Source organism: Rahnella sp. PAMC25617 (assembly GCF_050606005.1).
Classification (GTDB): domain Bacteria; phylum Pseudomonadota; class Gammaproteobacteria; order Enterobacterales; family Enterobacteriaceae; genus Rahnella; species Rahnella variigena.
In genome coordinates, this window is record NZ_JBOCUM010000017.1 from 211984 (window position 1) to 225222 (window position 13239).

Below are 13239 nucleotides of genomic sequence, written 5' to 3' on the forward strand. Positions count from 1 at the left end.
AGGGAGTCATTCAACATGAAAACAGGCACGGTTTTATTTCTCAGTGGCATGTTATTCAGCGGGGTAGCGACCGCCACGCCACTGGCACAACAAGATTGGGATCTTGTCGTCGCACAGGCCAAAAAAGAAGGTTCAGTCACCTTCAACGTCTGGTATTTACAACCGCAATGGCGGAGTTTCGTGGCTGATTTTGAGAAACAGTACGGAATTAAAGTGCGTATTCCGGAAGGGTCGATTGATGGCAACATGAATAAACTGCTGGCGGAAGCTCGCCGCGATAAAGGCAAAATGGACGTGGTGGCCTTGTCGGTGGCGCAGTTACCGATCATCCGTAAAGCAAATGCCCTGGCGCAGGTAGACTGGCTGCCGGGTTACGGGGATGCGGTGCATCAGTTGCAAAGTGTGAATACCGAAGGATATGCAGTTGCCTTTTGGGGCAACCAAACCGGTATGGCCTACGATCCGCAACAGATGGGCAATCAACCTTTGCCGCAATCACTCGATGATTTACAACACTTTATCGATGCGAATCCGAAGAAGTTTGGTTACAACGATCCGAATAACGGCGGGGCTGGCGAAGCCTTTATTCAGCGCGTGGTCACCCTCTCCTCAGGCACATTTGATGCCGATGCTACGCAAGTTGATCCTGCCATTATTAAAAACTGGAAAAAAGGTTGGGAATGGTTTGTCGGTAATAAAGAAAAAATCACTCAGACAGCATCGGGTGCAGATAGCCTGACCCGTCTGAATGATGGCGAATTATTGCTGGTACCCGCCTGGGAAGATCATCTGGCGGGTTTGCAAAAATCCGGGGCGATTACCGGTCGCCTGAAATTTTATATTCCGGCTTTTGGTATGCCTGGCGGGGGCAATATTGCGGCCATTGCCGCAAACAGCACACATCCGGCGGCGTCGGCGGTGTTCCTGAACTGGTTAACGCAAGCTGAAACCCAGCGGGCGTTGAATGTCGCTTTCGGCGCGGTGCCGATGAACAAACAAGTGAAAACAGACGTGGTGCAGCCAGACATTGCCACGCAGTTTTACGGCAAGGATTACAGCATGCAGCTCAGAAAGGAGTTTGTGCGCCAGGTTTCTATGCAATAAGTCGTGAATGTCTAAAACCGGGAATATTTCTCATTTCCGGTTTTTTTTACCTTTTTTCCTCGGTGGCACCCTCCGTGCCGGTTCTCATTTATCTCATTACATCCTCATTCATTTATTTTCTTCCGCTTAATATTATCGATAAAATAATGTGAGGGGATGTGATTACCTCAAATGTACCTGCTTGTTTAAAGTGAATGTATATCGCCAGCTTTGATAAATAAATCTGGTGGGGTTTATTCAATTTTAATCTCAGGTATTATTTCATGAAGAAGCGTAATTCTTTTATTTTACTTCTCGGCACTGTGTTGTGTTTCAGTCAGACCGTCGTACACGCAGCCGATGGCACCATTAATTTCACCGGACAAATTGTTGCGACGACGTGTGATGTGAATGGAGGAAGTACCGCATCCATTAATGTGGATTTAGGCACTGTCGCCGCGACCTCATTTACGGCAGCCGGTGATACCTCTTCGCCGACCGCGTTTACGATTTCACTCACCAACTGCCCGACAACCTTCACGGCTGCTGCGGTTAAATTCGATGGTACCGCCGATGCAGTGGATAACCAGCTACTGGAAGTGACCGGTGGCGCAACCGGCGTAGGCATTGAAATTGCAGACAATCAGGGGACGCCAATTCCGCTTTATACGGCCTCACGCTTTTATCCCATTGATGCGACCGCTGAAGGGGTGGATATGAACTTTATCGCCCGCTATAAAAGTACCGAGGCAACCGTAGGCGAAGGCGAAGCAAACGGGACCTCTCAGTTCACTATTAATTATCAATAATAAGAATCAAAAATAATCTCTTTAAACTGGCAAGGATGCCAGAATTTCAGACGTGGACGTCTTTTGTTTTTATTGACGGAAATATGAGAGGAACCTATGCAGCGTCTTTTTATTATTTTATCAGGGATGTTATTTATTCTCTTCTCTGTGCCCACGGTTTATGCGGGTGTGATTACAGAAGCCACGCGGGTGATATATCAGGGCAATAAAAAAGAAGCCTCTCTGACCGTCAGTAATCAGGGAGCACAAGCAGAGCCTTTTCTGATCCAGTCATGGGTAGATAATAACGGACCTGACGGGACGCAAAAATCCTCCGTGCCCGTACCTTTTGTCGTCACTCCCCCTTTATTCCGGCTGAATGCCGGGGAAGATAACAGTCTGCGGATTATCCGCACCGGCGGCCTGCTGCCTGAAGATCGCGAATCCCTGTTCTGGCTAAATATCAAATCTATCCCTCGTCTGCCTGAAAACGCTCCCGCCGGTTTATTGCAAATCGTGGTGAAGACGCGCCTGAAGCTTTTTTACCGGCCCGCCGCATTGCTCACACCCGCAGGGCAAAGCGCCTGGCGGCAGTTGCAGTTTTCCCGTCAGGGCTCAGACCTGCGGGTGACCAATCCGACACCTTATTACTTCACCTTTTTCAGGCTGAACCTCGGCAGCAATCATGTGGCGACAGGCAACACAATGGTTCCGCCCTTTGGGGAAGCCCGTTATCCCTGGCCTCAGGAGGCGGTTGCTGGCGAGGTCAGCTGGCAGGTCGTCAATGATTATGGCGGTGCCAGTTCAGTGGAAAAAACCCGGCTGCGCTGAGGCATGTTATGAATAAAAATCATGTCGTTACGCATCTTTCGTCTTTCACTTTGCGGTCATGGCTTCTGGCCGGGATTGTTTTGGGAACCTCTGAAACACGCGCGGATGACCGTTTCAACGTGCAGGCGCTGGAAATAGAACATCCGGGGGCACCGGTGGATTTATCGCAATTTTCCCGGGCAGGCGGGCAGACACCCGGTGTCTACCGTGTGGATGTGCTGGTGAACAATGTGCCGAAAGGGCGGCAGGATGTGACGTTTATTGCCCTGCATGACCAGACGCTTTCCCCACTTTTCACCCCGACGCAGTGGCAAAATCTGGGGCTCAGAACCCGCAGCATTCCGGCATTACGGGACTGGCCCGCACAAAAGCCGGTTGAGGATTTCACGCCGCTGATGCCCGGTGTGGTGAGCCAGTTTGACTTTTCGCGTCAGAAGCTGCTGATCACCATCCCTCAGGGATTGCTCGACACGCTGGCAAGGGGCGCGGTCAGCCCGGAGTTATGGGATGAGGGAACGCCAGCCTTGCTGCTTAATTACAACCTCAGTGGTGCCCGTACCTGGCAAAATTCAGGCGGCAGCGATCAGAGCCAGTTTCTGAGCCTGAGAAGCGGTGCCAACTGGGGCGGCTGGCGGCTGCGCAACTACAGCACGTGGCGTTACAGCCGCAACATTGACGGGCAATCGCAGCAAGACTGGGATTCGGCATACAGCTTTCTCCAGCGCGATGTGCCGGTGCTTAAAGGGCAATTTATCGCCGGAGAAAGCACCACACCTGCGGATATCTTTGACAGCTTTTCGTTTCGCGGCGTACAGCTCTCCTCGGATGACAACATGTTGCCGGACAGCCTCCGCGGCTTCGCGCCGGTGATCCGCGGCATTGCCAGAAGCAACGCACAGGTGACGATCAGGCAAAACGGCATGGTCATCTACCAGACCTATGTACCGCCCGGCGCTTTCAGCATTAACGATTTATACCCGACTTCAGCCTCCGGAGATCTGGATGTGACGGTCAGGGAAAGTAATGGCGAAGAGCGCCATTTTACTCAGGCATTTTCCGCTATTCCGATCATGCAGCGCGAAGGCCGGTTGAAATACGCCATGACGCTGGGGAAGTACCGTACTTATCAGTCCGGGGGGGACGAGCCTGAATTTCTTCAGGGGGCACTGATTTACGGACTGGGTTATGGCGTGACGCTGTTTGGCGGCAGTCAGCTGGCGCAGAACTATAAAGCGGCGAATGCCGGTGTCGGTACGATGGTCGGGGATTTTGGATCTCTGTCGTTTGATACCACGCTGGCCAACAGTGAGCTGACTGACAGTCAGCGGGAAAAGGGCGTGGCGTACCGGCTGCAATATGCCAAAAGCGTTGCTGCTACCGGCTCCACGCTGTCGCTGGCCGGGATCCGCTTTGCCGGGGATTTTTATCATTTCAGTGATGCCAGTAACTGGCGTCAGGACGAAAGCAACGGGACTTATTATGGTCAGCCACGGGAACAGTATCGTCTTAACCTGACCCAGATGATTAACAACGGGCAGTGGGGATCACTTTCTCTTTCCTGGTACCAGCAAAACTACCGACAGTCGCAAATTAACCAGCGCAGTCTCGGGATCAGTTACAACGTCAATATTGCCAGTATCGATTACGCCTTATCGGTATCGGATAACCGGACTTACGGTACTGAGAGCGATAAACAGATCGCGTTTAATGTCAGTATTCCCCTGGCGCGCTGGCTGCCCAACGCCTGGGCCACGGCTAACGTGAACAGCGCGAGCCATGGGCGGACGCTTTATCAGACCGGCATCAACGGCATGCTGCTTGAGGATAACAACCTCTCTTATGCTGTCAGTGAAGGCTATGGCACTCACGGGCAGGGAAACAGCGGCAGTGCCAGCCTGAATTATCTCGGCAGCGCCGCTCAGCTTAGCGGAGGCTACAACTACAATCAGGACACGCATCAGGTCAATTACGGCTGGCAGGGCGCGATTGTGGGCCATCCCTTTGGCGTCACTTTTGCGCAGCCTCTTGCCAGCGATCTCTCCGCCATTGCCATTGTCCGCGCACCGGGAGCGGCGGGAGTGAAATTGCAAAATAACACCGGCGTGTATACCGACTGGCGCGGCTACGCCGTGGTGAACTATCTCAGCCCTTATAAGCGAACCCGCGTGGCGCTGGATACCACATCACTGGATGAGAACGTTGATATTGACGACAACATCCTTTCCGTTGTTCCCACTGCCGGTGCTGTCGTCATGGCCTCTTTTACTACGCGCTCAGGCAGCCGGTTATTACTCAATCTGACCTATCACGGTCAGCCTGTGCCTTTCGGTGCAGAAGCCTTTGTGGCGGGCGATGAGCAGAACCACGCCATTGTCGGAGACAAGGGGCAACTTTATCTCAGCGGCTTGCCGGAGGAGGGCGCAGTCCGGGTGACGTGGCAAGGGGGGCAGTGCGAAGCACCGTTCACATTATCCGGTACACAGAAAGCGGCGGTCTCACAGGCCACCAGCGTATGTCGATGAGGTATTTATGAAAATGATGATACTGCTGGTCTGTCTGGTCCTGTTTTCCGGCAAATTATGGGCGGCCTGCTCTACTTCTCCGGCCATGCCACAGTCCTGGGATTTAAGTTCGGTTGCGGTGACCTCTTCACTGCCTGTTGGCGCGGATATTCCCGGAAGTCAGCATACTTTCAATGTGAGCGGTACCTGCGGTACCAGCGGCAGTAACGAACTTGCCGGTGACCCGATCATCGCCTGTTACTACGGAACCGGTTCTGAAATAGCCGGTTTCCCAGGCGTTTACTCCACCGGCGTCGAGGGCATCGGTATAGCCCTGACCAACTCCAGCGGGCAACGTGTGGTCGGAGGCGGGATAGGCTGCGATACGCGTAATACCTCGCTGGGTAGCCTGGACAGCAGTCTCAGCTATCAGATAGCGGTGACATTATCGTTAGTCAAAACCGCCAACGATATTTCGGATACGGCACTGCAGCAAAGTCAGACCCGTTTCGGATTGGGGGTGTATGGCAAATCAGGCATCGGAGGCGGGGGCAACAACACGCTTTCCTACACCGGCAATATCAATATCAGAACGGAAAGCTGCGATGTGCTGAATAACACAATAAATGTGCCACTGGGCACGGTGACTCGGGGACAATTTTCCAGTACATCCCCGGGCGGTGTTTCACCGGATGTCCCTTTCAGCATTGAACTCAATTGTGATGCCGGGGCGAATGTGAATATCCGTATCGACGGCACTGCCGATGATTCGCTGGCCGCTGGCGTAATCAAAATCAGCAGTGGCGCAGAGGGGCAGGCGACCGGGGTGGGGATTCAGATACTCAAAGGCGATACGTCACCCGTGGGCATCGGACAGGAATGGGCAATCACGCCCTCGGCCAGTGAAGGAAGCCTGAGTATTCCCTTTTTTGCCCGCTACTATCTCAACGGACAAACACTCAGCAGCGGAAGTGCGAACGGCACAGCGACGTTTACGATGATCTATTATTGAAAAAGGTCGCCCTGACAGACGACCTCAATTGAGATTTTTCAAAAAACGGTCTGATGCAGACGACGACGTCTTAGTCCGATCACACATTAAGCGCCGTTATTAAGCCGTTATTAACTTATTGGTCATCAAAATCATACTGTGGGGCGCTTTGGAATGAGGGATAGGATCTGAGATTTTTATTTTTTAAGCGAGCTTCCAGCTCAGTTCTGATTTTTAAGGGAAAGCTCTCATATTCCCTTTCTAATCTTATATTTCCCGCTGGTAAAAGAGCAAAAATATTATCCTGAAGTGTTTTAATTTGTTGGCTGTAGATGCTGACTTCTGTTAGTGCATCGTAGTAATCGAATGCCCTGATCATATACTGATGATGCTCATTCCCGGTGCATTGATCGATTTGAACTGTGCCAAGGTATACAACGGCAATGTTAACCGTTCGTTTATCAAAACCCTCAATATCAGATGAAGTAATAAATGGCCTGGATTTCATTTCTGATAAGCATTTCTCAAGTTTAGTGTTGAGATTATTGTAAGCTAAAAGATATTTTTCACGGCTGTATTCGATATCTTCATTTATATGCGCAAGGCAAGGGAATGTCAGCGCGAGGATAAGTACCAGGAGGATTTTCTTCATACGGAACGTTCCTTGTTATTTAAAGGTTTTTTCCATGCATTTCCAGAACTCATGTTCTGTACCATGCGTGGCCGAAAATATCATTTGTCTGTTTATTGAAAGGTAAATTTGGTTTTTGGCGTACTGGTCAAATGCTTCGGCTGAATGAAAGAAAGTGCTGAAATCTGTCTGATTTATAAAATAACTGCTTGCTAACGCTCCATTTTTGGCAAAAATGGAATACATGACGCCAGATGTAAGTAAATATCTTCCTAGGTTGTAGAGCTCAAATTGCTTTCTGATAATCTGAATGGTTTTCTGACTTTCATAACCAAAAGTTACATTACCATTGCATCCCAACATTTTAACTCTCCTTAATATTCATATTAAATATCGATAATTTAATTTATTTCATAGTTTCCGTGAATTAAGTAAGCCTGTAATTAGTAAATAAATTAATGCGCGAAAAAAATATAGCGAAGTTTTATTTTTTAAGCAATGCCTGTTACCTGTCAGTATTCGTCTGGAAAACGCTTATTGATGGTGATCAGTTTCCCGTTCTGAATATCGATATAATCTCCTGTCCGTAAATCCGCCAGAATCTTCATGACGCCGCTGCGCGCTAAATTCGAACGCTCCAGAATAAAGTTTACCACGCTGCTTTTGCTGCGGACTTCTTGTGGTAACCGTTCTATTTCGAGTAACAGACCGCAAATAATGTCATATGCGGTGCGGTTGATCATCAGGTCGGAATGATAGTTGCGGTAATCGGTAAAGCGGGTGGTACAGGCGATAACTTCTCTTACCAGTCCATGTTCGGCAATCAGGTCGATGGCCTTATCGCGCGGCAGCACGCTGATCTTACTATCCTTATTTCCTTTAAAGATAAAAGAGGCGCTGCTGTATTCTGAGGTCATTAACCCCAGCATCGTGGGCGATTCAGCAATGCCATACAGCAAGTTGTCAGAAGCGCGATAGCCTTTTATCTCGCCTTCCAGCAGCAAAATGATTTGCTGCTTACCGTCTTCGGCGCGCAGGGTGATGGGGATATTGGGGGTGTCTGTAGCCACCGGCGTGGCGTGGGGTAAGCAGACTTCAATCAGACGTGTGATGGCTTCCAAAGGCTTCTGTCCCAGCGGCGAGTTTTTGCCATGGCTTGAGAGATTATTGTTTGTCTTCATAGGCGATCAGTTTCTCTTCAGAGGGGCAGAACTTCGCTTCATGCGACCAGGTTTAACAGCAGCTTGCAGATGAATTATAAACAGTAAATTTTTACTCCACACGCTTGTCTTTGCTGGCTTCACAAGGCAGTAAGCAGATGTCTGAACGCCATATCGGAAAGGATTATTTTGCCCTTAACGATTCAGCAAGAATTTAATGTTGCTTTTTTGTAAACAGATTAACACCCCCCAAAAATCCTGCTATGCTGCTTCGGCGCTAAAGGACACTGTGCTCCGGTTCAGGAAGTGTCGTAAACCGACAAAGAAACAATCATACCCGCAGTGTCCCCGACTCATCAGACAATCCGATATTCCGCTGTCCCTGCAGGATTACTAGCGGTCTGATGAGGGAAGCCAGGCATAATAAATGACAATGAGAGCGAGGAGAATGTCGTGCTAGAAGAATACCGTAAGCACGTAGCCGAGCGTGCTGCAGAGGGCATCGTCCCTAAGCCACTTGATGCTTCACAGATGGCAGCGTTGGTTGAGTCCCTGAAGAATCCGCCACAAGGCGAAGAAGATACTCTGTTAGACCTGCTGATTAATCGTGTTCCACCGGGCGTCGACGAAGCCGCCTACGTTAAAGCCGGATTCCTGGCTGCAGTCGCCAAAGGCGAAACTACCTCTCCGTTGGTCACTCCTGAAAAAGCCGTTGAACTGCTCGGTACCATGCAGGGCGGTTATAACATTCACCCGCTGATCGACGCGCTGGATAGCGAAACGCTGGCGCCCATCGCCGCCAAAGCGCTGTCTCATACGCTGCTGATGTTTGATAACTTCTACGATGTGGAAGAAAAAGCACACGCCGGCAACGAACACGCGAAAAAAATCCTGCAGTCGTGGGCGGATGCCGAATGGTATTTGTCACGTCCGCAACTGGCTGAAAAAATCACCGTCACTGTGTTTAAAGTGACGGGTGAAACCAACACCGATGATTTGTCACCGGCCCCGGATGCCTGGTCCCGTCCAGATATTCCGTTGCACGCGCTGGCGATGCTGAAAAACGAACGCGAAGGTATCCACCCGGATCAACCTGGCAGCGTCGGTCCGATTAAGCAAATCGAAGAACTGAACAAAAAAGGTTTCCCGCTGGCTTACGTAGGTGACGTAGTCGGTACCGGATCCTCACGTAAATCAGCCACCAACTCCGTGCTGTGGTTCATGGGCGATGATATTCCTCATGTCCCGAACAAACGCGGCGGCGGTGTGGTTCTCGGCGGTAAAATCGCGCCAATCTTCTTCAACACCATGGAAGATGCCGGTGCGTTGCCGATCGAAGTGGACGTTTCTGACCTGAACATGGGCGATGTCATCGATATCTACCCGTACAAAGGCGAAGTGCGTAACCACGAAACCAACGAAGTGATTGCGACTTTCGAACTGAAAACCGACGTACTGCTCGACGAAGTGCGCGCCGGTGGCCGTATTCCGCTGATCATCGGCCGTGGTTTAACCACCAAAGCCCGTGAGTCACTGAAACTGCCTCAGAGCGAAGTGTTCCGTATCGCGAAGCCAGTTGCTGCAAGCAACAAAGGTTTCTCGCTGGCGCAGAAAATGGTGGGTCGCGCCTGTGGCGTTGCCGGTGTTCGTCCGAACGAATATTGCGAACCAAAAATGACGTCCGTGGGTTCTCAGGACACCACCGGCCCGATGACCCGTGATGAACTGAAAGACCTGGCGTGTCTGGGCTTCTCCGCCGATTTAGTGATGCAGTCATTCTGTCATACCGCCGCGTATCCTAAGCCGGTTGACGTGACCACGCACCACACGCTGCCTGATTTCATCATGAACCGCGGCGGTGTTTCACTGCGCCCTGGCGATGGCATCATTCACTCATGGCTGAACCGTATGCTGCTGCCGGACACTGTCGGCACCGGCGGTGACTCCCATACCCGTTTCCCGATCGGGATTTCCTTCCCGGCAGGTTCCGGTCTGGTGGCCTTTGCTGCGGCGACCGGCGTGATGCCTCTTGATATGCCGGAATCCGTTCTGGTGCGCTTCAAAGGCAAAATGCAACCGGGCATCACCCTGCGTGATCTGGTGCATGCGATCCCTTACTACGCGATCAAAGAAGGTCATCTGACCGTTGAGAAGAAGGGTAAGAAAAACCTCTTCTCTGGCCGTATTCTGGAAATCGAAGGCTTGCCGGAACTGAAAGTAGAACAGGCATTTGAACTGGCGGATGCGTCCGCAGAACGTTCAGCGGCAGGTTGTACGATCAAACTGGATCAGGCGCCGATCAAAGAATACCTGAGCTCTAACATCGTGCTGCTGAAGTGGATGATCTCTGAAGGTTACGGCGATCGTCGTACCATCGAGCGTCGCATCAAAGGTATGGAAGAGTGGCTGGCGAACCCGAACCTGCTCGAAGCCGATGCCGACGCGGAATACGCGGCGATCATCGAAATCGATCTGGCGGACATCAAAGAGCCAATTCTTTGTGCGCCAAACGATCCGGATGATGCACGTCTGCTGTCTTCCGTGCAGAACAGCAAAATCGACGAAGTGTTTATCGGTTCGTGCATGACCAACATCGGTCACTTCCGTGCGGCAGGTAAACTGCTCGACAGCCATAAAGGCGCGTTGCCAACCCGTTTGTGGGTTGCGCCACCGACTAAAATGGATGCGGCTCAGCTGACGGAAGAGGGCTATTACAGCGTCTTTGGTAAGAGCGGTGCGCGTGTAGAAATTCCAGGCTGTTCACTGTGCATGGGTAACCAGGCGCGTGTGGCCGACGGTTCTACCGTGGTGTCTACCTCTACCCGTAACTTCCCGAACCGTCTGGGTAACGGTGCCAATGTCTATCTGGCTTCCGCAGAACTGGCGGCGATTGCGTCCCTGCTGGGACGCCTGCCAACGCCGGAAGAATACCTCGGCTACATGGCTGAAGTGGATAAAACAGCGGTGGATACTTACCGTTATCTGAACTTCGACAAGCTGAGTGAATATACGGATAAAGCTGACGGCGTGATCTTCCAAACCGCAGTCTAAATCGTTATATTTGCGCCAGTGTTGAAAAGGGAGCTTCGGCTCCCTTTTTTATATCAATTTTTTATAATCAAACCAGTACAGCGATGCTGTTAATCCAACGGGGCGTCAGTATTTTCCCCGGGGATTTATTTACATGTCAACTCAGAATATCTTCTGATGGATTTTTATATTTTTGACCATTTGAATTATTAATTACGAAAAAGGTCACTTTTATTTATTTCTGCGTATCATGCCCTCCCGGTTTCTTTCCTGTTTTGATGACGTCCATCACACTTCATATTTAGATTTTCTCCTGGAAATAAAATAGCACTCAACATGATGGTTCTGTTTATGACGTTATCTAACGAATAAAAAGGCCACTTATGACGAGAAGCACATTAGCCGAAAACATTATTCATGCCTGTCTGGAAATGAGCCGTCTGGGGTTAAATCAGGGAACTGCCGGAAATATCAGCGTGCGTTATCAGGAAGGTATGCTAATTACTCCCTCCGGAATTGCCTATGAAAAGATGAATGCCGGACAAATTGTGTATGTGAGCGCCAGCGGAGAATCTGAAGAAGGTAAAATTCCCTCCAGCGAGTGGCGTTTTCATCAGGCAGCCTATCAGGTCAGGCCAGACGTTAACGCTGTTGTCCATAACCACGCGCCGCACTGCACTGCCGTCGCCATTCTCAATCTGCCGATCCCGGCCATTCATTACATGATTGCCGCCGCCGGTGGGAACACCATCCCCTGTGCTCCTTATGCCACCTTTGGCTCCGTTGAACTGTCCGCGAATGTCGCGGCTGCATTACGCGATCGCAAAGCCACTTTATTACAACACCACGGCATGATTGCCTGTGAAGTGGATCTGGAGAAAGCCCTTTGGCTGGCTCAGGAAGTCGAAGTTCTGGCGCGCTTGTATCTGGCCGTATCAGGACGAGTTAATCCTGTTCCAGTCCTGTCAGAGGAGGAGATTAACGTGGTATTGGAGCGATTTAAGCATTACGGGCTGAGAGTTGAATAATAAAAATAACAAGGAGTGATGTCATGAATGAAATTGAGCACTGCTTTGAATATCCTCACGATCGTACTTCAGACGGCTCGCTGAAATGGGCTTTTCCCTCACCCTGGCTACCTGAGAATGTGACCAAAAGACCGGTACCGCTATGGATCGCTGACATGGATTTTATCAGTCCTCCGGCAGTGAATCAGGCACTGGGCCGGATGGCAGAACACGGGATTTACGGTTACACCGACGCGCCTGAAAGCCTGCGTGAAGCACTGGCTGGCTGGCAATATACTCACCATCAATGGGCAGTAAAAACGCAATGGATGTTGCATAGCCCGGGCATTGTCAGCGCACTGAATCTGACGATCCAAACCTTTTCTGCGCCGGGTGATGGCGTCATGATGCTGATGCCGGTATACGGCCCTTTTCATGACAGCGTCGGTCTGAATCAGCGGCGGGTTGTGCCCGTGGAGCTGGAGCTTGTGGGGCAGGATTACGTGCTGGATATAGAAAAGTTCGAGGCAGCGATTACCCCTGATGTGAAAATTTTCATTCTCAGTAACCCGCACAATCCGATAGGCAAAGTCTGGAGTCGCGAAGAATTATTGCTGCTTGGTGAGTGTTGTCTGCGCCATCATATTTTGGTGATAGCAGATGAAATTCATCAGGATTTAGTGATCAATTCACAGGTGAAATACCTGCCTTTTGCCAGCCTCTGCGCGGAATTTTCCGACATCAGCATTACCTGCACTGCACCCAGCAAAACTTTCAATCTGGCCGGGTTACAGACCTCTACGCTGATTATTTCTAATCCGCAATTGCGCCAGCGTTTACATCAACACTATGTGGCCTGCGGGCTTGAGCGCCCGAATATCGCCGGGATTATCGCCTGTGAAGCGGCTTACAGAAACGGTGAGCCTTGGCTGAACGCGTTGCTTAGTACGTTGCGCGATAACCTCAGACAACTGGATCTGATACTCAAAGATTCGGGTATGCAGCGATGTGGTGGCGACGCACTTTATCTGGCGTGGATCGACTGTCGTCGTTTGCAGCAGGTCGATCTGCAACATTTTTTCCTTGAAAAAAGTGATGTGTGGATTGAACCCGGCACACATTTTGGCAGGGGCGGTAACGGATTTATTCGCCTGAACTATGCCACTTCACGCACGTTATTAACGTCCGCGCTCAGACAAATGGTCACTGCGACCTGA

11 protein-coding genes are annotated in these 13239 nt (G+C 50.7%); 8 read left to right on the forward strand and 3 right to left on the reverse strand.

Annotated elements, in window-relative coordinates; genetic code table 11:
* The first annotated feature begins 15 nt into the window (after positions 1-15).
* The 5 genes from ACM615_RS20090 to ACM615_RS20110 all read left to right on the forward strand — a co-directional run bounded on the left by ACM615_RS20090 (position 16) and on the right by ACM615_RS20110 (position 6215).
* Entirely contained in the window at positions 16-1104 is a 1089-nt protein-coding gene (locus ACM615_RS20090; protein ID WP_129639734.1) for an extracellular solute-binding protein, read from the forward strand.
* A 263-nt stretch (positions 1105-1367) separates the two neighbouring features.
* The gene (locus ACM615_RS20095; protein ID WP_113876363.1) at positions 1368-1892 is read left to right on the forward strand and encodes a fimbrial protein; all 525 of its coding nucleotides are present in this window, start codon (positions 1368-1370) and stop codon (positions 1890-1892) included.
* A 96-nt stretch (positions 1893-1988) separates the two neighbouring features.
* The gene (locus ACM615_RS20100) at positions 1989-2702 is read left to right on the forward strand and encodes a fimbrial biogenesis chaperone (protein WP_132966708.1); all 714 of its coding nucleotides are present in this window, start codon (positions 1989-1991) and stop codon (positions 2700-2702) included.
* A gap of 8 nt (positions 2703-2710) precedes the next feature.
* The gene (locus ACM615_RS20105; RefSeq protein WP_431012396.1) at positions 2711-5224 is read left to right on the forward strand and encodes a fimbria/pilus outer membrane usher protein; all 2514 of its coding nucleotides are present in this window, start codon (positions 2711-2713) and stop codon (positions 5222-5224) included.
* A gap of 7 nt (positions 5225-5231) precedes the next feature.
* The gene (locus ACM615_RS20110; RefSeq protein ID WP_431012397.1) at positions 5232-6215 is read left to right on the forward strand and encodes a fimbrial protein; all 984 of its coding nucleotides are present in this window, start codon (positions 5232-5234) and stop codon (positions 6213-6215) included.
* 115 nt (positions 6216-6330) lie between these two features.
* Here the strand turns inward: ACM615_RS20110 and ACM615_RS20115 are convergent, their stop codons facing one another.
* The 3 genes from ACM615_RS20115 to ACM615_RS20125 all read right to left on the reverse strand — a co-directional run bounded on the left by ACM615_RS20115 (position 6331) and on the right by ACM615_RS20125 (position 8006).
* A complete protein-coding gene (locus tag ACM615_RS20115; RefSeq protein WP_113876366.1) occupies positions 6331-6846 on the reverse strand; it encodes a hypothetical protein in 516 nt (171 codons plus the stop codon).
* A gap of 15 nt (positions 6847-6861) precedes the next feature.
* Positions 6862-7188, reverse strand: coding sequence for a hypothetical protein (locus tag ACM615_RS20120; RefSeq protein WP_284003565.1), 327 nt, complete (start codon positions 7186-7188; stop codon positions 6862-6864).
* Positions 7189-7337: 149 nt separating this feature from the next.
* On the reverse strand, positions 7338-8006 hold the full coding sequence (locus ACM615_RS20125) for a helix-turn-helix domain-containing protein (protein WP_132966712.1): 669 nt from the start codon (positions 8004-8006) through the stop codon (positions 7338-7340).
* Between the two features lie 432 nt (positions 8007-8438).
* On the opposite strand from ACM615_RS20125, the gene acnB reads away from it, so the two are divergent.
* The 3 genes from acnB (at position 8439) to ACM615_RS20140 (ending at position 13239) form a co-directional block, all read left to right on the forward strand.
* On the forward strand, positions 8439-11036 hold the full coding sequence (gene acnB, locus ACM615_RS20130; RefSeq protein ID WP_112286910.1) for a bifunctional aconitate hydratase 2/2-methylisocitrate dehydratase: 2598 nt from the start codon (positions 8439-8441) through the stop codon (positions 11034-11036).
* 362 nt (positions 11037-11398) lie between these two features.
* Positions 11399-12043: an L-fuculose-phosphate aldolase gene (locus ACM615_RS20135; protein ID WP_431012398.1), complete on the forward strand. Its 645-nt coding sequence runs from the start codon at positions 11399-11401 to the stop codon at positions 12041-12043.
* 23 nt (positions 12044-12066) lie between these two features.
* Positions 12067-13239, forward strand: coding sequence for a MalY/PatB family protein (locus ACM615_RS20140; RefSeq protein ID WP_431012399.1), 1173 nt, complete (start codon positions 12067-12069; stop codon positions 13237-13239).